This is a genomic window from Microbacterium sp. ZW T5_56, from assembly GCF_044987425.1.
Lineage (GTDB): Bacteria > Actinomycetota > Actinomycetes > Actinomycetales > Microbacteriaceae > Microbacterium.
This window is the reverse complement of record NZ_JBJDRI010000044.1, coordinates 14,689-35,591: the sequence shown is the minus strand read 5'-3', so window position 1 is coordinate 35,591 and position 20,903 is coordinate 14,689. Positions and strand designations below refer to the sequence as shown.

The window sequence follows — 20,903 nt, the reverse complement described above, 5'->3', positions numbered from 1 at the left end:
GCCCTCGCCTCCCGCCGTCCGGTCTCAGTTTTCGCTCGCTTTGAGCGTTCACCGGTCGTTTTCTGAGACCAGTCCGACGGCTGGTCTCAGAATGTGGCTTCTTTGAGGGCGACGACTGCAGTTCGTGAGCCCAGACTCGGGGCGCGTGCAGCGAAGGCGCGGGCGGGTCGCGACGCAGCCGACTCAGCCTGCGGGGGAGACGAGTCCGGCGTCGTAGGCGAGGATGACGGCCTGCACGCGATCGCGCAGGTGCAGCTTGCTGAAGATGCGGCTGACGTGCGTTTTCACCGTCTGCTCAGCGAGGAACAGCTGCGCGGCGATCTCGCCGTTGGAGAGTCCCTGACCCACCAGGATCAGGATCTCGTGCTCGCGTTCGGTGAGGTCGTTGAGGCGCAGGGAGTGCGTGTTCACGGCCGGACGCGTCGCGGCGAACCGCTCGAGAAGTCGCTTCGTGATGCGCGGGGCGAGCAGCGCGTCGCCCGCCGCCACGATGCGAACCGCCTGGACCAGCTCATCCGGAAGAGCGTCTTTGAGGAGGAAGCCGCTGGCTCCGGCGCCGAGGGCATCGTGAACGTACTCGTCGGCGTCGAAGGTTGTGAGAATGAGGATCGCCGGGGCAGGCCGACGGTCACGCTCGGCGGATGCGAGGATCTGGCGGGTGGCCTCGATGCCGTCCATGATCGGCATGCGCACGTCCATCAGCACGACATCCGGGCGCAGCGAACGAGCCTGAGCCACGCCCTCAGCGCCGTCACCGGCCTGACCCACCACGTCGATCCCGTCCTGCGCTTGCAGGATGGCCGCGAAGCCGGCGCGCACCATCGCCTGGTCGTCCACGATCAGCACACTCGTCATGGGCTTCCTTCCGTCCGTGTCCATTCTGGGTTCATCGCGCGCGAAAAAGGACCACGGGTCGAGTATCACGCCCGCGGGAAGCTGACACGCACGCGGAAGCCGCCGTCGGTGGGAGACGCCGACACCGCGCCACCGAGTGCGGAGACTCGCTCGCGCATGCCGCGCAGCCCCTGGCCACCGCCGTCGGAGCGAGCAGCAGTGGGCAGCTCGGGAGCGTCATTCGTGATGGTCACGATGCGCGTTTCCTGCTCATCGTCCCAATCGATCCGCGTCGCAGCCCCGGGGGCGTGACGGGCCGCATTGCTCAGCGCCTCCTGCACCACGCGATAGACCGTGAGCCCGAACACCGGATCCGACTGCTCGGTGTCGGTGAGTTCCCAACGGCCACGCTCCGTGACGGGAGCGAGGTCGCAGGCGCGCGTGATGAGCGCGCTGAGGTCGGCGAATCCCGGCTGCGGGGCGCGCTGGACCGTCGACTCCTCATCGCGCAGCAACCCCAGGATCGTTCGCATCTCCGCCATGGAGGTGCGTGCGGTCGCGGCGAGGTCGTCGAACTCGTCGGCTGCCTCATCAGACAGGCCCGTCAGCCGATAGCGGGCCGACGCGGCGCGGATCTGGATGGCGGACATCCCGTGCGCCACCACGTCGTGCAGCTCCCGGGCGATGCGCGCCTTGTCTTCGACGGCCTCGCGTCGGGCGTGCTCTGCGGCGGTCATCGCCTGCTGCCGGGTGAGCTCTGCCCGGATGATCGTCCAGTTGCGAAGCAACACCCCGAGTCCGACGCCCACCAGCGACACCGACGCGAAAACCACCAGATCAGCCACGACAGTGCCGACAGCAACGCCTTTGCCGTACTCGTTCGCCGTCATCAGCGCGATGAAGTTCGTGAGCGCCCACCCGCAGGCCGCCGCCCACCAGCGCGCTCGAAATCCCACGATGATCCAGGTGAACGTCAGCGCGATCATGGTCGGAACGGCAACCGGCCAGGGCGCCGTCGTGTCGGGGGAGGCGAGCGCGGAGAGCGATGCGGCCGCGAGCACGGCGGCGGCAGTCGCCCAGTACGGTGCGATCAGCGCCCCCGGGATCGCCGCGGCGAGCATCGTCGCGAAGATCACGATCGCTCCGGCCGGGATGCGGTACTCGGTCGCGCCGAGCGTTGCAGTGACGGCCAGCAGCGCGACGGCGGCGGCCGCAGCGAGAATCCAGACGATCAGCGCTCGGCGCCCCGGAAGCACGCGGTCGGTCATCACGCCCCAGCGGCGGAGGGAAGCAGCGGTGTCGTTCATGCTGTTTCCACGGTAGGCGGCAGGTGACGGCCGCGCATCACCCTGCGGTAGGGGTCGCGTTGTTCTCGCGGGCGCGACGTCCGAGCAGCACTGCCGCGACCACGCCGCCGATGGCGCCGAACAGGTGGCCCTGCCAGGAGATGCCCTGCTGCCCGGGGAACACGCCCCACAGCACGCTGCCGTATGCCCCGAGCGCCAGGACGCCCACGACGATCTGCAGAGCACTGCGCGCGAAGATGCCCCGCAGCACGAGGAACGTGATCCAGCCGAAGATCAGCGAGGAGGCGCCGATGTGGACACTGTTCGGCTGCGCGATGAGCCAGGTTCCGACCCCCGCCACCACCCAGATGATCGCGGTGGCCTCGGCCCACAGCGCGAGGCCCGAGAGGGTGATGACGAAGATCAAGACGAGCGCGGGTCCGGAGTTCGCGAGCAGGTGCTGCCACCCGCCGTGCAGCAAGGGAGCCCAGAGGATCCCCCACAGCCCGTCGATCTCACGCGGCTGGATGCCGGAGTAGTCGAGTCGGTTCCCCATGACGGTGTCGACGATCTCGATGGCCCACAGCAGCGCGACGAATCCCGCGCTGGTGATCGCCGCGGTGGCGATGCGTCCGCGGATCGGGGATCTTCGGGCGGGGGCGAGCTCGCTCATGCAGTCAGCGTACGGGTCGGACCTCATACAACCCCGAGACTTCCGTCTGTGGGCGAGAATCCGCGCATCGCGGTGATTCTCGCCCACAGACGGAAGTCTCGCGGGACATGGGGGTCGGGGACGGGACGCCTCGTGGATATCGGACACGGCCATCGGACGGCGGTATCGACAGGGCTATCGGACGGGGGACGGGTGGCCGGTGGATTCGCGATGGAGAGCAGCGGTCGCGATGCACATCGCCGCGATCACCAGGACGCCCACGGCGAGGATCACGCCCCACCACCCGGCGTCCTGGAACGCGAGGCCCACGGCCCAGCCGAAGAGGCTCGAGCCGCCGTAGTAGGCGAGGTTGTAGAGGCTCGACGCCTGGGCCCGTCCGGTGCGCACCAGCACGGGCACCCAGCTGGACGCCATAGCGTGCGCCGCGAAGAAGCCCGCCGTGAACAGCAGTAGCCCCACGATCACCGCGGCCAGTGTGGGGATCCCGGTGAGGAGGAGGCCGCCCAGCATCACGCCGGACGAGCCGAGCAGCACCGCGAATCGCCCCCGGCGCTGAGCGATTCGACCCGACTGCGCGGACGACCAGGTGCCGGACAGATACGCGAGGAAGAGGAACGACGACAATGCCACCGGCAGGGAAAAGGGGGGCAGCTGCAGTCGGAATCCGAGGTAGTTGTACACCGCGACGAACCCACCCATCAGCAGCCCACCCTGGCAGAACAGGGCGACCAGACGCCGGTCCCTTAGGCACACGAGGAGTTTTCGCCACAGCGGCACGTCTCGCTCTGACCCTCGCACGACGGGGACGAACCCGCGCGGTGCCGGCGCCGTCACGAAGAACACGATCGCGGCCACCGCGGCCAGCAACGACACCACCAGCATGCCGATCCGCCAGGTGAACACCTCGCTGAGCGGACCCGAAACGAGCCGACCGCACAGGCCGCCGAGTGATGTGCCCGAGATGTAGGTGCCGCCCGCGACGGCGGCCGCAAGCGGTGACACCTCCTCGGCGAGATAGGCGAGTGCCACCGCCGGAATGCCCCCGAGAGCGAGCCCCTCCACCAGGCGCAACGCGAGGAGCACCTCGAACGTCGGCGAGAACGGCACCAGAATCCCGAGGACCACCGCTGCCACGATCGAGACGCGCATCGTGGTGCGTCGGCCCCGCCGATCTGCCAACAGTGACCACGGAATCACCGCGATCGCGAGTCCGAGCGTGGCGCAGGAGACCGCCAGCGCGGCGTCGGCGGAGGACACCCGCTGATCGGCCGCCAACTCCGGGAGCACTCCCTGCACCGAATACAGCTGCGAGAAGGTGGCGACCCCAGCCGCGAACAGCGCGAGGATCATGCGTCGATAGCCGCCGCTGCCGGGTTCGTGACCGGTCCAGATCGGCCCCGTCACTCGGGGTTCCCCGCCACAGACCGCATGGATTCAGGCTAGTGCGCGCTCACCAGCGGTTGTGCACGTCCTCGGCCCACCCATCGATGCCATCCAACTCGATCCACTCGCCCTCGTCGGTTCGCACGCGTCCCCGGTAGGTGCCGAAGCACTGATGGGTCTCGGACCGGATGACGAGCAGGTCGGTCTTCGCGTACCGGTCGTGCACCGGCAGGAATGACAGCTGCATCCGATCGTTGCGGATCCGCCAGGGTGCCAGCCAGCCGTCCGCATCGAACTCCCACACCAGCGGATCGGCGACCTTGTGTACCCGCCCGTTCACGGTGAATGCGTTCTGGGAGATGCCGCGACGGATCGCCAGCGGCCCGCCGCCACCGAGCTGAAGCCCGATGCGTCGGCCGGCGGACATCCCCGCTCCGGCACCCCAGTTCCACGACGTCCGATAGGGCGCGCGCAGTCGACCGTGATCGAGCACTGCCCAGGACGATCCCGGCGGCACCTCGGATCGTTCGCCATCGACCACCACCGAGCCGTGCGCCGGCCGATCGACGTCCTTCACGGTGTACTCCACGAGGAAGTCGGAGAACGGAGCTGCTGTCCCCATCGCCTCATGCCCCGGCAGTCGCTCGGCCACCACGTCGATACTGACGCGTGCGCTCGCGGCGGTGAGACGAGTGCCGCCGGCGACCTCCGCGAAGGCCAACCGCATCCCGCGTCCCCGAGACGTGGCATCGCCATCGCCGAGCGACCCGGGCAGCTGCACACCCTGCGACAGCGCGGAGACCTCGACCGCGTCCACCTCGGTGCCCGTTGCGCGGTCCATGACCCAGATCTGGCGGAGGTTGGCGTAGTCCAGAGCGGCGATCGTCATCGCGAGGAAGTGCGTCGGGGTGATGATTCCCCAGTACTCCCAGCGCTTGTTCCGCCCCCAGCCGTACCAGCCGTGTCCGATTCGCGACGTGTCGACGAGCTGCCGGCGACTCCATCCGACGGAGGCGGGATTCAGGCGACCGTTGTCGCCGCAGAGCGCGACGGGAGCGGTCAGCTCGTGCTCCGTCATCGCACGCTCCGGATGGGGATCACCGTGAGTGCGCCGAGGATCGCGAACACGATCCCCGCGATGAACAGCGCCGTGTACCCGCCAGCGTGCAGGATCAGGAAGCCCGCGATCGCGGGCGTGAGGGCCTGCGGCAGGGCGGTCGCGATGTTGAGGATCCCGAGGTCCTTACCCGCAGCCTCTGACGACGGCAGCACCTGGGTCATCAAGGCGGAGTCGACGCTCATGTACGCGCCATAGCCGATGCCGAACACGGCAGCCAGGGCGAACATCCCCGCCAGCGTCGGGGACACCAGGGGGATCACCAGGGAGCCCGCCATGATGATCGACGCGACCATCACCCAGACCTTGCGCTTTCCGGTGCGGTCAGAGCGACGACCGACGAAGTACGTGGTGAGCAGAGCGCCCACCAGCATGATTCCGGTGATCGGAGTGGACAGCGCAATGGATTCCGAATCCGAGAAACCGATGTAGTCGCGCAGGATGTACAGCAGATACGACTGCACGGACTGGTAGGCGAGGATCAGGAAGAATCGGCCCGCGAATGCCCACCAGAAGTCGGGGAAGTGCTTCGGGCTTACCCAGAAGCTCGCCGCGAACGCGCGCCAGGAGAACGGCTCGCGTGGCATCTCGGCGGAGGAGAAGTCCCGGTTGAACACGACGAACAGCATGCACACGATTAGGAATCCGATCCCGAACGCGGTGTAGCCGATGCCGAGCTGCGTGGTGGCGAAGCCGGCGAGACCCACGCCCGCGCCCATGCCCACGAAGATGCCGAGTGCCACCACGGCGCTCGCTTTGCCGAGGCTCTTGTGCGCGAAGTGGTCGGGCACCACGGCGGATCCCACGGTGGCCACCGCGTTCACGCAGAGCATCATGAGCACCCAGTACAGGCACAGCGTCCAGAGGTCGACGGCTCCGGCGAGCAGCACGAGGAACAGCACGGTGGTGGCCGCGGTGCCGATCATCCAGGGCGCGCGGCGACCGAGCCGACTGCGCGTGCGATCGGACAGCGCGCCGATCAGCGGATGGATCACGATGGTCATGATCGATGACGCAGTCATCAGGATCGCGAGGTTCGCGACCTTGTTCGCCGGATCGATCTGCTCGACCTGATCGGGCATCAGGATGACGATGAACGCCGAGTAGATCGTGAGGATCGCGGCGTTCAGGAGGAACAGCCAGGTGAGCAGGCGGGTCTGCCGCAGGGGAGGGGCGATGGTGCCGGGCGCGGACGCGCTCACGGTGCTCCTTTCACGCGCGACGATGCGCGTTGACGCCCGAGCATCGCTCGGCTTTCGGGATTCCCACCTTACGACCGGACGCCGCGCTGCGAAACCCACACCGGGGGTCCGGGGCGGTCTCAAAACAGGCTGATGTGTCGCATGAAGTGAGCACATAGTGAGAGCAGGGGAGTCGGTGGTCTCACGAAGTGCGGCGCTGGGGTCGAGGATCCGCAGAATCTGAGACCGCAGGGCCAGCGCGAGGCCGGGCCGGGGGGCCGCGACGAAGGCTCAGACACCGGAACCGCGCCAGCGCGACGATGCGTCTTGGTGACGTGCGCTGAGTGGTCTGGCTGGTCGTGGCGGCGTTTCGTCTCCGCTGCCTGCGCGGTGGTCTCAGAACAGATTGATGCGTCGCATGGAGTGAGTAGTTCGTGAGACCAGCGGTGTCGGTGGTCTCACGAAGTGTGGTGGTGCGGTCAAGGGTCCGCAGAATCTGAGACCAGGGAGTCAGCGCGAGGCTGGGCCCGCGGTGCCGTGCGGAAGGCCCGGCTCCGGAATGGCGGGGACCGACGGCGTCCCCCCTTCGTTGTTGCTGAGCGCCGTTCGTCTCGCTGCAGCACGCGGTGGTCTCAAAAGTGGTTGATGCGTCGCATGGAGTGAGCACTTTGTGAGAGCAGGGGAGTCGGTGGTCTCACGAAGTGCGGCGCTGGGGTCGAGGATCCGCAGAACCTGAGACCACAGGGCCGGTGCGAGGCCGGGGTCGGCGGTGCCGAGACGACGTGCCGAGACGACGAGCCGAGACGACGTGCTCGCGCAGCAATCGAGGTGGGCTGCGCGGGCATCGCGGACCGCGACGGAGTTACGGATGCAATGGGTCGGGGGAGAAGAGAGCCGTGACAGCGGCGGACGCCTCGGTGGCGGCGCCGGCGCGGGCGAGTGCACGCAGGCGCACCGTGGGGCGATGCATCACGCGGCCGAAGGCGTGGCGCAGCGCGGCTTCGATCTCATCGGCGTTGTCCGCGTTTCGTCCGCGCAGGCGCGCGATCTCGTCGTCCAACACCTCGGTGATGAACGCACGCATGTCGCGAACGGCCGGCACCACATCGCGTTCGGCACGCAGCGCGGCGAACTCCGCTGCCGCCGTGCGCACGATGTCGCGTGCCTCCAACTCAGCGCCCAGTTCGGGAATCGGCGCGTGGAGGGCGATCGTCTCCAGATCGAGCAGCTCGATGCCTGATTCCTCGCCCACATCCGGCGAGATGTTGCGCGGCAGGCCCATGTCGATGAGCACTCGAGGCCGGGTGGTGCCGCGGAGATGCTCGCGAGTGAGCACGGGTTCGTTGGTGCTGCTGCACGCCACGACGACATCTGCCGCACGGAGCTCGGTGACGAGATCATCGTCCGAAAGAGGACGAAGGTCATGGCTCGCCGCAAACGCCTCGGCGCGGCCCGACGGCGAGAACACCGCGATGTTGTCCGCACCACGGACCCGCAACGCGGCCAGGCTCGCTCCGGCATAGGCACCGGTGCCGATGAGCACGACGCGCGCCGTGGTCCAATCCGCCACCCGGGCATCGACGAGCGTGAGCGCCAACTGCACCAGCGAACGCCCGCGGGTCTGTAGGCCGGTGCGGTTCTTGACCTCCTTCGACACGGTCATCGCGTGCTGGAAGAGCTGCTCCAGATCGGTGCTGGTGTGTCCCGCGGCGCGTGCCGTCTCCAGGGCGCGTCGGACCTGACCGGCGATCTCTCCTTCGCCCACGGCCGCCGACTCGAGCCCGCTCGACACCGCGAACAGGTGCTCCGCGGCTGCGTCGCCATGATGGACGGCAAAGGTGCCGGTGAGCTCGGCCGGCGTCAGCTGCGCGGCGCGTGCCAGGGCCTCCAACGCGGGCTCCGGTCGGTGATCGGGGGCATCGACATAGGCCTCGAACCGATTGCAGGTGGCCAACACCACCACACCGCGGGCGGTGTCGTCGCTCAACGCGGCGGTCACCGTCTCCGCGCGGCGCTCGATACGTTCGAGCAGTTCGAGATCGGCGGTCCGATGATCGACGGAAAGGCAGAGCAGCATGGTCTTCTCGAGAGAGTGGTGAGTGCGGAGGGGCGGCATCGGGGCGAGGCTGGAGGCATCGTGGATGGAACCCGCAGAACTGTAAGTTAGCATCTTCATCTGATGAACACTCTCCAGGCTTCCCACCCGCTCGTCGACGGCCGCACCGGTGACGCCCCGCTCGTACGCGCGCTGCGTGGTGATCGGCCCGACCGACTTCCGGTCTGGTTCATGCGTCAGGCCGGGCGATCGCTGCCCGAGTACCGCAGCATTCGTGCCGATCACCGCATGCTCGACGCGTGCGTGACGCCGGAACTCGCGAGCGAGATCACGCTGCAGCCGGTGCGTCGGCACGGCGTGGACGCTGCCGTGTTCTTCAGCGACATTGTGGTCCCGCTCTGGCTGGCGGGCGTCGATGTGGATCTCGTCGCCGGACGAGGACCGGTGTTCGAGAACCCGATCCGCACCGCAGTCGACGTCGCCCGCGCGCGCGCAGAGTTCACCCCCGAACGGCTCCGCGAGGCGCTGGAGCCGGTGCGCGAGGCCGTCCGCCTCACCGTCGCTGAGCTCGGGAACACGCCACTGATCGGGTTCGCCGGAGCTCCGTTCACCCTGGCCGCGTACCTGGTCGAAGGCGGTCCGTCGCGCGACCACCTGCAGGCGCGCACCCTCATGCACGCGGAGCCCGACACCTGGCGTGAGCTTCTGGAGTGGGCGGCGGAGCTCTCCGGCACCTTCCTGCAGGCCCAGGTGGAGGCCGGGGCCAGCGCGGTGCAGCTCTTCGACTCCTGGGCCGGGTCGCTCAGCGCCACCGACTACCGTGCCCACGTCGCCCCCGCGTCGCGACAGACGCTCGATGCGGTGCGGGATATCCGAGTGGGACCGGACTCTGCCGAGGGCGTTCCGATGATCCACTTCGCCGTCGGCTCTGGGCACCTGCTGGAAGAGCTCGCCGACATCGCGCCCAGCGCACTCGGGGTGGACTGGCGCACGCCGCTGGATGACGCCAGCCGCCGACTGGGCGACGCGTTCCCGCTGCAGGGAAATCTCGACCCCGCCTACCTGGGCGCGCCTGCTGCGGTGCGCGAGGCGCATCTCGACGACGTCGTCCGCCGGGGCGAGCGCGCCCCGGCCCACGTGCTGAACCTCGGCCACGGCGTCCCGCCGGAGACCGACCCCGACGTGCTGACCCGGATCGTGGAACGGGCACATGCTCTCTGACACCGCCGAGCGGTCGACAGCGTCTGGTCCTTCTCGGGAAGAACCTGGTGCTGTCGTCGTCGTTGGCGGCGGGATCGCCGGGATGGTCGCGGCGTGGGAGCTCGCCCGTTCCGGCGCTCGCGTGGTGGTGCTGGAGGCAGAGGAGGAACTGGGCGGACGGGTGCGTGGGGAGAACGTCGCCGGTGTTGCGCTCGACATCGGAGCGGAGTCTTTCGCGACCCGAGGCGGCGCGGTCGCTGCATTGTTGACCGAGCTCGGGATGGCGGACGAGATCGTGAACCCCGCGGCGCTGGGTTCCTGGGTCGTCACGGCTGACGCCGCTCGCGCTGTTCCGCTGCCGCCCGCAGGCACCATCGGAATTCCAGCAACGCCGCTGTCGGGGTCCACGGTCCGGGCGCTGGGTGTGGTGGGGGCATTGCGTGCGGCGATCGAGCCGCTCCTTCCGCCGGCGATCGGACGGTCCGGTGCGCTCGACGACGTGATCCGTGCGCGGCTCGGAGCCCGCGTGCTCGACCGTCTGGTGCGGCCCGTGGTGCTGGGCATCCACTCCACCGATCCCGCGGACATGACGCTCCGATCGATCCCGGGCCTGGCCGAGGCGTATGCGCGTCGCGGATCGCTGATCCTCGCCGCCCGCGACCTTCGGGCCAGCCGGACCGCTGCCGGCGGCGCGGTCGCGGGGCTTCGCGGCGGGATGGCGAGCCTCGTGGCGCAGCTGCGGGAGGAGCTGGATCGGCTCGGGGTCGTCATGCATACCGGCACCCGTGTTGTGGCGTTGCAGCGTGACGCTGAGATGCGGGGCGGTGTGACGCATGAGGGCGACGAGGTCCTTCGTCCGGCTGCGCGGTTGGTGAGCGACCCGCTCGACGCGACGAAGTGGGACCGGGAACCGGGGAGCGTGGCGTTTGAACCCAAAGGGGAGGCGCTTCGTCCCGCTGCGCGGTTGGTGAGCGACCCGCTCGGCAAGACGCAGTGCGCTGAGGCACCGAGGGGTGTGGCCGGTGAACCCGAAGGGGAGGTCCTTCGCTTCGCCGCGCGGTTGGTGAGCGAGACGAAGGGCGCTCAGGAACCGGCGGATCTGACCGAACCGGGCCCTGCGACGTGTGAACACGAGGCGCGGCATCCGGCGGGACCCTGGCGGGTTGTGACGGAGGACACGGAGCTGCGGGCGGATGCCGTCGTGCTCGCGGTGCCGGAGCACGTCGCCGCGCCGCTCCTCGACCGCCCCGGCGTGGCTCCGACAGAGGTCGAAGTCGTCGCGCTGCTGATCGATGACGCCCGGCTCGACGCCGCACCGCGCGGCACCGGCGCGCTGGTCGCCGAGAGCGCCGGCTCATCCGTGATCACGGCGAAAGCCCTCACCCACGTCACCGTGAAGTGGCCGCAGCGCGCGACCGGACGACACGTGCTCCGGCTCTCTTACGGCCGCCTCGGCACTGCCCCCGAGACTCTCGGGCTGAACGATGCGATCATCACCGCGCTCGCACTCGCCGATGCCTCACGCATCCTGGGAATCGAGTTGGCACCTTCGTCCGTGCGCGGGATGCGTCGTCGCGTCTGGACCAATGCCACGGCATCCCCCGATCCGACAGCAGACGCCCTCCCCCCGGGCCTCGCTCTCGCGGGAGACTGGGTCAGCGGCACCGGGCTCGCGTCCGTGATTCCCGGTGCACGTCGCGCCGCGGCCGACACCCTCGCAGCACTTCACCGGAGCGTCTCCGGTGCCACACAGACCGGAGAGGTACGTCCGCAGCATGAATGACATCCCGCCCACGGTGAGCATCCACCGATCGGAGTCTCCTCTCCCGGCGCGTCCGGGCCTGCTCCGGATCGGCACGCGTGGCAGCGCGCTCGCGGTGGCGCAGACCACCACGGTGGCAGAAGCCATCGCCGCCGCCACCGGGCTGGACGTGGTGCTCGTGCTCGTGACCACCCACGGCGACACGTCCCGCGCGCCGCTGTCGCAGCTCGGCGGCACCGGGGTCTTCGTCAGCGCGCTGCGCGACGCCCTGCTCGACAGTGAGTGCGACATCGCCGTTCACTCGCTGAAGGATCTGCCCACGGGCCCGTGCGAGGGCATCGTGATCGGAGCGATTCCCGAGCGAGCCGATGCCCGAGACGCCCTATGTGCCCGCGACGGTTTCTCGCTCGCGGACCTTCCGGTCGGCGCTCGCGTGGGCACCGGATCGCCGCGGCGCGTAGCTCAGCTGCTCGCCCGCCGCCCGGATCTGGACGTGCAGGACCTGCGCGGCAACGTCGACACCCGGCTCGCCCGCATCAACGCCGATCTGGATGCCGTCGTGCTCGCGTGCGCCGGACTGGATCGCCTGGGTCGCTCGTCCGTGATCACGGAGCGCTTCTCGCTGGATGATGCCCCCACGGCTCCGGGTCAGGGCGCGCTCGCGATCGAGGTGCGGGCCGAAGACGCGTCCGTGGAGCCTTACGCTACCGCCCTCGCGGCCATCGACGATGCCGCCACTCGGGCGTGCGCCCTCGCCGAGCGCGCGCTGCTCGCCGCACTCGAGGCCGGATGTGCCGCTCCGATCGGTGCGCACGCCTCGATCGACGACGGTCACCTCAGCCTGAGCGGCCACGTGTACGCGCTGGATGGGAGCTCGCGTCTCACCGCGACGGCCGGGCGCGACTGGCACCCGAGCGACTCCGCCGCAGCGGAGGATCTGGGTCGCGCGGTCGCTGCCGACCTGCTCGCCCGGGGTGCCGCGGGACTCGCGCCCCTCGGCGCCGCACGATGACACTCACCGATCAGAGGACAAGAAGGAACCGCATGACCCCCACTATCCGTCCGCGCCGACTGCGCACGACCCCGGCGATGCGCCGGCTGGTCGCGGAGACCCGACTGAATCCGGCGGAGCTGATCCTGCCGGTGTTCGTCCGTGAGGGAATCGACCAGGCACAGCCGATCGGATCCATGCCGGGCGTGATGCAGCACACGATCGACTCCCTCCGCCGCGCCACTGCGGAGGCGGCCGAGGCGGGGATCGGCGGCATCATGCTGTTCGGCGTCCCCGCTGTCCGCGATGCGCGCGGCAGCGCCGCAGACGACCCGAACGGCATCCTGAATGTCGCGACGCGCGCCGTTGTCGCCGAAGCCGGTGACGCGCTCGTGGTGCAGACCGATCTGTGTCTGGACGAATTCACCGATCACGGTCACTGCGGCGTGCTGGATGGCGCAGGTGCCGTGGACAACGACGCGACGCTGGAGCGCTATCGCTCGATGGCCCTCGCGCAGGCCGAGGCCGGCTCAGCGCTCCTGGGCCTCTCCGGAATGATGGACGGCCAGGTGGCGTCGGTGCGCGAAGCGCTGGACGACGCGGGTCATCAGGACACCGCGATCCTCGCCTACTCCGCCAAGTACGCCTCCGCGTTCTACGGCCCCTTCCGCGAGGCTGTCGACTCGCAGCTCACGGGCGACCGCCGTGCCTACCAGCAGGATCCGGCGAATCGTCGGGAGGGTGTGCGCGAAGCCGAGCTCGACATCGCCGAGGGCGCGGACATCGTCATGGTCAAGCCGGCGATGAGCTACCTCGACGTGCTGTCCGACGTCGCCGCGATCAGTCCTGTTCCGGTGTGGGCCTACCAGGTCTCCGGTGAGGCGGCGATGATCGAGGCTGCCGCCGCGAACGGCTGGATCGATCGTCGTCGGGTGATCGAGGAATCCGTGGTGGGCATCAAGCGCGCGGGAGCCGATGCCGTGCTGACCTACTTCGCCGTCGAGCTGGCGGGGTGGCTGCGATGAGCCTGGACACGACGCGCAGCGCAGAACTGGCCGCCCGTGCATCGCGAGTGATTCCCGGCGGGGTCAACTCGCCGGTGCGCGCGTACGGGTCGGTCGGGGGAACGCCGCGGTTCCTGGTCTCCGGTCGCGGGCCCTACGTCACTGACGTGGACGGCAATGAATACGTCGACCTGGTGGCGTCCTGGGGGCCGGCGCTGCTGGGGCACGCGCACCCCGCGGTGGTCGACGCCGTGCAGCAGGCCGCGAGCCGCGGGCTCGGCTTCGGTGCGTCGGTGCCGCAGGAGGCGGAGCTGGCTGAAGAGATCATCGCGCGGATGCCCGATGTCGAGCGCCTGCGGCTGGTGTCCACCGGCACCGAGGCGACGATGACGGCGATCCGCCTCGCTCGCGGGGCGACCGGCCGGCCGCTCATCGTGAAGTTCGCCGGTCACTACCACGGGCATTCGGACGGTCTGCTGGCCGAAGCCGGATCGGGGCTGGCCACGCTGGCGATGCCCGGATCCGCGGGCGTCACGGCGGAGACGGCTGGGCAGACACTGGTGCTGCCGTACAACGATCTCGCCGCGCTGGAGGCGGCGTTCGCCGAGCACGGGGAGCGGATCGCAGCCATCATCACGGAGTCCGCGGCCGCCAACATGGGTGTGGTCCTGCCGCAGCCCGGATTCACGGGAGCGATGATCGAGCTGGCGCACCGCAACGGCACCCTGGTGATCGTGGACGAGGTGCTCACCGGATTCCGCGCCAGCCGTTCGGGCTACTGGGGCATCGAGCAGGAGCGCGTGCCGGCCGGTGCAGCGCCCGACCTCTTCACCTTCGGCAAGGTCGTCGGTGGCGGGCTTCCGCTTGCCGCGCTGGGTGGCCGTGCCGAGATCATGGATCTGCTGGCGCCGCTCGGCCCGGTGTACCAGGCGGGCACGCTGTCGGGCAATCCGCTGGCCGTGGCCGCCGGACTCACGACGCTGCGTCACGCGGACGACGAGGCGTACCGTGCACTCGCGCACGCGGCGGACACCGTCGCGGACGAGGTGGCGGGTGCGCTGACCGGTGCCGGTGTTGCGTTCTCCCTGCAGCGCGCGGGGACTCTGTTCAGCGTCGTGTTCGGTGAGTTCGCCGAGGATCCGCGCGACTACGCGACGGTGCAGCGCCAGAACGTGGCACAGCATCGGGCGTTCTTCCACGCGATGCTGGACGCGGGCATCAACCTGCCGCCGAGCGCTTTCGAGGCGTGGTTCGTCACCGCAGCCCACGACGACGCTGCGCTGGAGCGCATCGCCGCTGCGCTCCCCGCTGCCGCCCACGCCGCCGCTGCGGTCTGACGTCCCCTTTTCCCCCGCGAGAAACCCAAGCAAGTCCGAGAAACCTCGCGTTGCAGGGTTTCTCGGACTTGCTTGGGTTTCTCGGCGACGAGGGGACGGGCGACGAGGGACAGCGAGGGGCGAGGGGGACGGGCGACGAGGGGGGGACGGGGCTACGCCGACGTGAGGGTGAGGGACTGAGGCTCGCGGAGCGCCTTCACCACGGGGCACTTCGCCTCGGCCTCGGCGATGAACGCGGCCTTCTCCTCGGCGGAGAGCGTGGGGGCGTCCAGCTCCACATGGATGCGGATGTCGTGCGGCTGCGGGGGTCGATCGCTCGTGACGCCGAAGAAGCCCGCGTCGTTGTTGTTCGCCTGCACGCGCACCTCCACACGGTTCAGCGGCAGATCCCGTACGGCGGCGAGGCAGAGGAACGTGTGGGTGAGACACGTGCTGATCACGCCGAGCAGGTACTCGGGGGACGACGGCCCGAGGTTCCAGCCCCCGATATCGGCACCACCGTCGCCGAGGAAGGCGAACTCGCGGATGCTGAGCTTGCGAACGCCGGTATTGTCGTCGGCGACGCAGCGCGCCTCGATCACCTCATCCCAGTCCTCCTGCGTCGGTCGGGCCACGGCGGCGGCGCGCATCGCGTGCCCCTTCTGCACCAGGTGGGTGGCGAGGGAGCGCTCGGCTGTCAGATCGGTCATGTCTTCTCCTGGATGCGGATCGAGGGTCATTCGGCGTGAGCGAGGGCGTCGCGGGCGAGGATGCAGGCCCCGATCAGCGCCGCGCGAGCGCCGAAGGCGGACACCACCACCTCGGGCGGATAGGGCAGCGCTGACTCGAGCCGACCCTGCAGCGGCCCGAGGAGAGCCCTGCCGGCGCGCACCATTCCGCCGCCGAGCGTGACGCGCTGCGGATCGATGGTGAGCGTCGCGGTGAGGAGGTGCCGCGCCAGTTCGTCCACGGCGTCGAGCCAGAACTTCGCCGCGCTCTCGTGCACGCTGACGGAAGCCGCAGCCACCAGCGACGGCACATCGGCGATCCCCAGACCCGAGGCCGCCACGCGACGCTGGAGTCCGCCACCGCCGGCGTACTCCTCCAGCGGAGCACCGCTGCCCGACCAATCCGGCAGCGGACCGACCACGCCGTAGCCGATCTCACCGGCCGCGCCGTGCGCACCGCGCAGCACGATGCCGCCGAGCACGGGCGCGATCGCGATGCCGGTGCCCAGGTTCACGTACAGGCCGGGATCGACATCCACCAGCGTGCCCTGGCGTGCTTCGGCGAGGGCTGCTGCTTTCACATCGTTCTCCACCACGATCCGCTCGGCACCGAGTCCATCACGCAGTCGGTCCGACAGCGACAGGTCGCTCCAGCCCACCACGTTGGGTGCGAGGTCCACGCGATCATCGAGAACGATACCGGGGGTCGAGACGCCGACGGCGTCGACCCCGCCCGCCGCCTCGACCAGCGCGCGAGCGATGTCGAAGGTGCGATCCAGCACGCTGTCGGCCGATTCGCCCGGTTCGATCTCCAGCCGCACGTCGGCGGACGGCGTGCGGTGCGGCGTATCTGACTCGGAGATGAGGCGCGCGCCCAGCGTGCCCAGCGGGATCGGCGCGGTGGACCCCGGTGCCCGCTCGATGCGCAGCTCCACCTTGGTGCCGCCGAAGTCGATACCGAGGACGGTACCCGCCGTCTCCGGCACGGATGCAGTCACGATGCCGCCGTCAGTCACGCAGGGCTGCGGTCTCATCGCGCAGGCGCCGATCGACGCTCGCCAGATGACCACGGACGTCATCCAGCCAGCCGCGGAACTCGGCGGCGACTTCGGTGCGCTCGGCCGCCATGCGCGCGACCTCGCTGGGCGCGGCACCGCCGGTGGAGGTGCGGACCGCGACGAAGTTGTCGGCGTTGAGGGCACGCGCCATGTCCGCGGGCGTCAGCGTCACGTCGTGGCCGACGACCTCACGCGCGATGGTGTGCACGCGCTCGGGATCGATGGTGCGCACGTCCGTGATCCCAGCCGTGTCCGCCTCACGCACCACGCGCGAGACGATCGTGTGCGCCTGGGTGAAGGTCAGGCCGCCGTCTCGCACCAGGGTGTCGGCGAGCTCCGTCGCGTTGGCGAACGAGGCCAGCGCGCGCTCGCGCATCACGTCGGTGTTGACCTGGATCGTGCCGAGCACGCCGGTGAGCAGCTGCAACACGTTGGTCAAGATGTCCACCGCGCGCCAGATGTGCGGCTGCAGGTCGTCCTCGGTGTCGACGATGTCACCGTAGGGGGTGTTGTGCATCATCGTGAGGACGGTCGCCGCGCTCGCCGATGCGGCCGACAGCAGCGAGCGGGAATGCTCGATGGAGACCGGGTTGCGCTTCTGCGGCATGATCGACGAGATCTGCACGTACGGCGCTGCCACGCGGTAGAGGCCGAACTCGGCCGTGCACCAGGTGAGGAAATCCACACAGCTGCGCCCGGTGTCCACCGCCATCAGCTGCAACGTGATCGCGGAGTGCGCGATGTAGTCCGTCGCGGCGACGGCATCGTAGGAGTTCTCGACGAGGCCGCGGAAGCCGAGCAGCTCCGCCATGTGCTCGCGGTTGATCGGGAATCCGGTGCCCGTGAGCGCGGCGCCGCCCATGGGCGAGTAGTCCAGCGAGGCGTACGCCTGCTGCACGCGACGGATGTCGCGCCCGAGCACGTCGGCGATCGCGAGGAAGCGGTGACCGAGGATCGACGGCTGCGCAGGCTGGGTGTGCGTGTGCTCGAGGTTGAGCGTGTCGGCGTGCTCGGCACCCAGACGCACCAGCGTCTCATAGAGCTCGCCCGCGGCTTCCAGCACGCGCACGAGCTGGTGGCGCATCACCATGCGGTACAGGGTCATGCCCATGTCGTTGCGGCTGCGCGCAGTGTGCAGACTGCCGGTGACATCGCCGCCGATCTCCATCATCCGGTGTTCCACCGTGAAGAACAGGTCCTCGTACTCGCCGGTGTACTCGCTGGTGGCGAGGGCATCCAGATCGAGCTCATCGAGAGAGCGGGCGATGGTGGCTGCGTCGACATCGTTGAGGATGCCCGCGGTGTGCTGCATCAGCAGGTGGGCGCGGTGGATCTGCATCATCGACGGCAGCAGCATGCGCTTGGCTTCGTCGTAGGCGGGACGCAGCACTGCCGTGGTGTAGCTTGCGCCGGGGAAGACGTCGCCGTCGCGCTGGACGATCTCGTCGCGGTTCATTTCGTTTCCTTCGGTACTTCTGGATCGGTTCAGAGGGCGGCGGGGGCGCCGTTACGCGCACCCATGCGGTTGGTGGCGGCCAGCACGATCAGCACCAGGAACACCTGGATCATGCCGTAGACCGAGCCGACGCCGATGTTGCCCTGATAGTTCTCGTTGTTGACGGCGATCGACAGCGGCACCCAATCGGGCGTGTAGATCAGCACGCTGGCGACGAACTCGCCGACGCCGTCGACGAAGGCCAGCAGTGCGCCGGCCATGATGCCGCGGGAGATCAGCGGGAGCACGACCTTGCGGAACGAGTACCACCAGGTGGCGCCGAGGCTGCGAGCAGCGTCCTCGAGGTTCGGATCGAGCTGGCTGAGCGAGGCGAACGTGGAGCGGAAGATCAGCGGGTTGAACCGCACGAAGTACGCCAGCGGCAGGATCGCGAACGTTCCGACCAGCACGTTGCCGAACGCGAACGGGGATGAGCTGGAGAACGCGGTGATGAGGTTGATCGCCACCACCGTTCCCGGCAGCGCCCACGGCAGCATCACGGCGATGTCGAGGGCGAGCTTGCCGCGGAACTTCATGCGGCTCATCACGTATGCGGCACCGGCGCCGAGGATGATCGCGCCGCCCACGGCGATCACGCTCATCAGCAGCGAGTTGGTCACCGGGCGCCAGAAGTCGAAGCCGGTGAACATGCGCGCCCACCATTCCAACGTCCAGCCGGTGGGCAGCACGCTCATCAGCCAGCCGCCCTTCGCGGTGACGGAGAGCACGGCGATCATGATGATCGGCAGCACCAGGAACACGGTGACGGGGATCGAGATCACCAGGAGCACGACCTTCGCAGGCGTGCTGGTCAGCGTCGAGCGCTTGCGACCACCGCCCTTCGACTGCGTCCGGTACACCTTGCGCTGCTCGTAGGAGCGGATGATGGCGAGGAACGCGATCGAGATGATGGCGAGGGTCGTCGAGATGATCGACGCGAGACGCATGTCTCCGTTGGTCTTGGCTATCACGATCTGCTGCGTCATCACATCGGTGTATTGGAACAGCAGGGGCGCGGTATAGGAACTCATCGCCGACATGAAGGTGATGAGCGCCCCGGCCACGAGAGCGGGGGTCAGCATCGGCAGGATCACGCGCATCCAGATGCGCGCTTTGCCTGCGCCCATCGAGGCGGCGGCCTCCTCCAACGAGGCATCCGCGTTGAGGAGGGCGGCGGAGACCGTGAGGTAGAAGTACGGGTACATCGTCATGGCGTGCACGATGAGCACACCGGCCATGCCCTGCAGCCAGAACATCTTCTGATCCAGCCCGAACCACTCCTGCATGGCGAACGGGATGCGCCCGCCCACGCCGAACAGCAGCTTGAACGACCACACGCCCATGAGCGGCGGAAGGGCGATGGGCAGCATCGCCAGCACCTGCAGGATCCGCCGTCCCGGGAACTCCCACCGGGTGAGGAGGATCGCCACGCCGGTGCCGAGCACTCCGGCGCAGATGACCGAGAGGACCGACACCAGGATGGAGCCGCCGATGGCGGAGGTCTGCGCGGGGTTGGCGAAGAAGTCACCCCAGGCCTTGAAGGAGAACCCGAGGATCGCCGCCTTGTCCTGCGAGATGCTGCGCCGCGCCGTCGCGATCATCGGACCGATGACGTAGCCGAACAGGACGATGAGCAGAACGGCGAGCGTCAGCACCGTGGACCAGCGACGGCGGATCCACGAGGGGCGCTTGCTGGGACCGGTGATGCGCTGTGCCTGCGTGAGGGAGGTCATCAGTCCTCCGCGGGGACGGTGTAGACGGCGTCGACCGGCAGCACCACGCGCATCGTGTCGCCGCGCTCGGGGCGTCGGTGCGAGCCGGTGAGATCCACCTTGATGCGGCCGAGATCGCTGTCCAGCTCGCAGGAGAGGGAGTAGCCGATGAAGTCCACATCGGCCACGGTGCCGTTCACCACGTTGGTGGTCTCGCCGTCCGCGGCTACACGTACCGACTCTGCACGGACGGTGGCCACCACGCTGCCGCCGGGGGCGAAATCGACAGCGGGGGCGGCATTGACGGTCCGCGCCTGCAGCGTGGAGCCGTTGCCGAGCACCAGCGCGGCCGTGCCGTCGGCGACGGTCGCCACCGTGGCGGTCATCAGGTTGTTGCGGCCGAGGAAGCCGGCCACGAACGCCGTCGTCGGACGGGAGTACACCTCGTCCGGGGTGCCCACCTGATGCACGACGGCGGTGTTCATCACCGCGATGCGGGTGGACATCGCCAGGGCTTCCGCCTGATCGTGCGTGACGTAGACCGAGGTGATTCCCGTCTCCGCGTGGAGGTCGCGCAGCGCACCGCGCATCTCCAGCCGCAGCTTGGCATCGAGGTTCGACATCGGCTCGTCCAGCAACAGCAACTGCGGACGGAAAACCAGCGCCCGGGCGAGCGCAACGCGCTGCTGCTGCCCGCCCGAGAGCTCGTCGACACGGGCATCGCGCTGCGCCGTGAGGCCCACCTGGGCCAGGACGTCGCCGATGCGCCGATCAGCCTCGGCCCCCCGCACACCGCGCACGTCCAACCCGAACCCCACGTTCTTGGCGACGGACATGTGCGGGAACAGCGCGTAGTTCTGGAACACCAGACCCACGTCCCGCTTGTTCGCCGGGGCGAACGTCACATCGCGCTCATCGAAGTGGATCGTTCCCTCATCCGGCTCCTCGAACCCGGCGATCATGCGCAGGGTGGTCGATTTGCCGCAACCGGAGGGGCCGAGCAGCGTGAAGAACTCGCCGTCCTCGATCACGAGGTCGAGACCGTTCACGACGGTGCCCGAACGGGCGAATGACTTGTGCAGATTGTGCAGGGTGACCGAGACCATG

The 20,903-nt window shown here is 69.0% G+C and carries 17 protein-coding genes; 5 read left to right on the top strand and 12 right to left on the bottom strand.

The window, feature by feature from the left end; all coding sequences use genetic code 11:
- Positions 1-183 precede the first annotated feature (183 nt).
- The 7 genes from ACI3KU_RS17045 to ACI3KU_RS17015 form a co-directional block, all read right to left on the bottom strand.
- A complete protein-coding gene (locus ACI3KU_RS17045; protein ID WP_404923523.1) occupies positions 184-855 on the bottom strand; it encodes a response regulator in 672 nt (223 codons plus the stop codon).
- A gap of 65 nt (positions 856-920) precedes the next feature.
- The gene (locus ACI3KU_RS17040) at positions 921-2,141 is read right to left on the bottom strand and encodes a sensor histidine kinase (protein WP_404923522.1); all 1,221 of its coding nucleotides are present in this window, start codon (positions 2,139-2,141) and stop codon (positions 921-923) included.
- 37 nt (positions 2,142-2,178) lie between these two features.
- Positions 2,179-2,793: a rhomboid family intramembrane serine protease gene (locus ACI3KU_RS17035; RefSeq protein ID WP_404923521.1), complete on the bottom strand. Its 615-nt coding sequence runs from the start codon at positions 2,791-2,793 to the stop codon at positions 2,179-2,181.
- A 174-nt stretch (positions 2,794-2,967) separates the two neighbouring features.
- Positions 2,968-4,197, bottom strand: a complete 1,230-nt coding sequence (locus ACI3KU_RS17030) for an MFS transporter (protein ID WP_404923520.1) — start codon at positions 4,195-4,197, stop codon at positions 2,968-2,970.
- Positions 4,198-4,243: 46 nt separating this feature from the next.
- Positions 4,244-5,254, bottom strand: a complete 1,011-nt coding sequence (locus tag ACI3KU_RS17025) for a DUF2804 domain-containing protein (RefSeq protein ID WP_404923519.1) — start codon at positions 5,252-5,254, stop codon at positions 4,244-4,246.
- Entirely contained in the window at positions 5,251-6,495 is a 1,245-nt protein-coding gene (locus ACI3KU_RS17020) for an MFS transporter (RefSeq protein ID WP_404923518.1), read from the bottom strand. Before ACI3KU_RS17020 ends, ACI3KU_RS17025 begins: the two co-directional genes overlap by 4 nt.
- An 841-nt stretch (positions 6,496-7,336) precedes the next feature.
- Positions 7,337-8,590, bottom strand: coding sequence for a glutamyl-tRNA reductase (locus tag ACI3KU_RS17015; RefSeq protein ID WP_404923517.1), 1,254 nt, complete (start codon positions 8,588-8,590; stop codon positions 7,337-7,339).
- 63 nt (positions 8,591-8,653) lie between these two features.
- Here ACI3KU_RS17015 and hemE point away from each other — a divergent pair, with 63 nt between their 5' ends.
- Genes hemE through ACI3KU_RS16990 form a run of 5 tightly spaced genes read left to right on the top strand, consistent with a single transcriptional unit; the run spans position 8,654 to position 14,824 of the window.
- A complete protein-coding gene (gene hemE / locus ACI3KU_RS17010) occupies positions 8,654-9,751 on the top strand; it encodes a uroporphyrinogen decarboxylase (RefSeq protein WP_404923516.1) in 1,098 nt (365 codons plus the stop codon).
- Positions 9,741-11,513 (top strand): protoporphyrinogen/coproporphyrinogen oxidase, encoded by a 1,773-nt coding sequence (locus tag ACI3KU_RS17005; RefSeq protein ID WP_404923515.1) that lies wholly within the window; start codon positions 9,741-9,743, stop codon positions 11,511-11,513. The genes hemE and ACI3KU_RS17005 overlap by 11 nt, the downstream gene beginning before the upstream one ends.
- Positions 11,506-12,504 (top strand): hydroxymethylbilane synthase, encoded by a 999-nt coding sequence (gene hemC, locus ACI3KU_RS17000; protein ID WP_404923514.1) that lies wholly within the window; start codon positions 11,506-11,508, stop codon positions 12,502-12,504. Before ACI3KU_RS17005 ends, hemC begins: the two co-directional genes overlap by 8 nt.
- A gap of 32 nt (positions 12,505-12,536) precedes the next feature.
- A complete protein-coding gene (gene hemB / locus ACI3KU_RS16995; RefSeq protein ID WP_404923513.1) occupies positions 12,537-13,508 on the top strand; it encodes a porphobilinogen synthase in 972 nt (323 codons plus the stop codon).
- The gene (locus ACI3KU_RS16990) at positions 13,505-14,824 is read left to right on the top strand and encodes a glutamate-1-semialdehyde 2,1-aminomutase (protein WP_404923512.1); all 1,320 of its coding nucleotides are present in this window, start codon (positions 13,505-13,507) and stop codon (positions 14,822-14,824) included. Before hemB ends, ACI3KU_RS16990 begins: the two co-directional genes overlap by 4 nt.
- Before the next feature lie 152 nt (positions 14,825-14,976).
- Here the strand turns inward: ACI3KU_RS16990 and ACI3KU_RS16985 are convergent, their stop codons facing one another.
- Genes ACI3KU_RS16985 through ACI3KU_RS16965 form a run of 5 tightly spaced genes read right to left on the bottom strand, consistent with a single transcriptional unit; the run spans position 14,977 to position 20,902 of the window.
- Positions 14,977-15,513, bottom strand: a complete 537-nt coding sequence (locus ACI3KU_RS16985) for an OsmC family protein (RefSeq protein ID WP_404923511.1) — start codon at positions 15,511-15,513, stop codon at positions 14,977-14,979.
- A 26-nt stretch (positions 15,514-15,539) separates the two neighbouring features.
- On the bottom strand, positions 15,540-16,529 hold the full coding sequence (locus ACI3KU_RS16980; protein WP_404923510.1) for an ROK family protein: 990 nt from the start codon (positions 16,527-16,529) through the stop codon (positions 15,540-15,542).
- 10 nt (positions 16,530-16,539) lie between these two features.
- Positions 16,540-18,045, bottom strand: coding sequence for an argininosuccinate lyase (argH, locus tag ACI3KU_RS16975; protein WP_404923509.1), 1,506 nt, complete (start codon positions 18,043-18,045; stop codon positions 16,540-16,542).
- A gap of 29 nt (positions 18,046-18,074) precedes the next feature.
- A complete protein-coding gene (locus ACI3KU_RS16970) occupies positions 18,075-19,817 on the bottom strand; it encodes an ABC transporter permease (RefSeq protein WP_404923508.1) in 1,743 nt (580 codons plus the stop codon).
- Positions 19,817-20,902, bottom strand: coding sequence for an ABC transporter ATP-binding protein (locus tag ACI3KU_RS16965; protein ID WP_404923507.1), 1,086 nt, complete (start codon positions 20,900-20,902; stop codon positions 19,817-19,819). Before ACI3KU_RS16965 ends, ACI3KU_RS16970 begins: the two co-directional genes overlap by 1 nt.
- Between the last annotated feature and the right edge of the window lies 1 nt (position 20,903).

What these genes read in the sequence shown, in the direction of transcription:
- ACI3KU_RS17045 (WP_404923523.1), bottom strand. Translation starts at nt 855, where the DNA reads ATGACGAGTGTGCTGATCGTGGACGACCAGGCGATGGTGCGCGCCGGC.
- ACI3KU_RS17040 (WP_404923522.1), bottom strand. Translation starts at nt 2,141, where the DNA reads ATGAACGACACCGCTGCTTCCCTCCGCCGCTGGGGCGTGATGACCGAC.
- ACI3KU_RS17035 (WP_404923521.1), bottom strand. Translation starts at nt 2,793, where the DNA reads ATGAGCGAGCTCGCCCCCGCCCGAAGATCCCCGATCCGCGGACGCATC.
- ACI3KU_RS17025 (WP_404923519.1), bottom strand. Translation starts at nt 5,254, where the DNA reads ATGACGGAGCACGAGCTGACCGCTCCCGTCGCGCTCTGCGGCGACAAC.
- ACI3KU_RS17015 (WP_404923517.1), bottom strand. Translation starts at nt 8,590, where the DNA reads ATGCCGCCCCTCCGCACTCACCACTCTCTCGAGAAGACCATGCTGCTC.
- hemE (WP_404923516.1), top strand. Translation starts at nt 8,654, where the DNA reads ATGAACACTCTCCAGGCTTCCCACCCGCTCGTCGACGGCCGCACCGGT.
- ACI3KU_RS17005 (WP_404923515.1), top strand. Translation starts at nt 9,741, where the DNA reads ATGCTCTCTGACACCGCCGAGCGGTCGACAGCGTCTGGTCCTTCTCGG.
- hemC (WP_404923514.1), top strand. Translation starts at nt 11,506, where the DNA reads ATGAATGACATCCCGCCCACGGTGAGCATCCACCGATCGGAGTCTCCT.
- hemB (WP_404923513.1), top strand. Translation starts at nt 12,537, where the DNA reads ATGACCCCCACTATCCGTCCGCGCCGACTGCGCACGACCCCGGCGATG.
- ACI3KU_RS16990 (WP_404923512.1), top strand. Translation starts at nt 13,505, where the DNA reads ATGAGCCTGGACACGACGCGCAGCGCAGAACTGGCCGCCCGTGCATCG.
- ACI3KU_RS16985 (WP_404923511.1), bottom strand. Translation starts at nt 15,513, where the DNA reads ATGACCGATCTGACAGCCGAGCGCTCCCTCGCCACCCACCTGGTGCAG.
- argH (WP_404923509.1), bottom strand. Translation starts at nt 18,045, where the DNA reads ATGAACCGCGACGAGATCGTCCAGCGCGACGGCGACGTCTTCCCCGGC.
- ACI3KU_RS16970 (WP_404923508.1), bottom strand. Translation starts at nt 19,817, where the DNA reads ATGACCTCCCTCACGCAGGCACAGCGCATCACCGGTCCCAGCAAGCGC.
- ACI3KU_RS16965 (WP_404923507.1), bottom strand. Translation starts at nt 20,902, where the DNA reads ATGGTCTCGGTCACCCTGCACAATCTGCACAAGTCATTCGCCCGTTCG.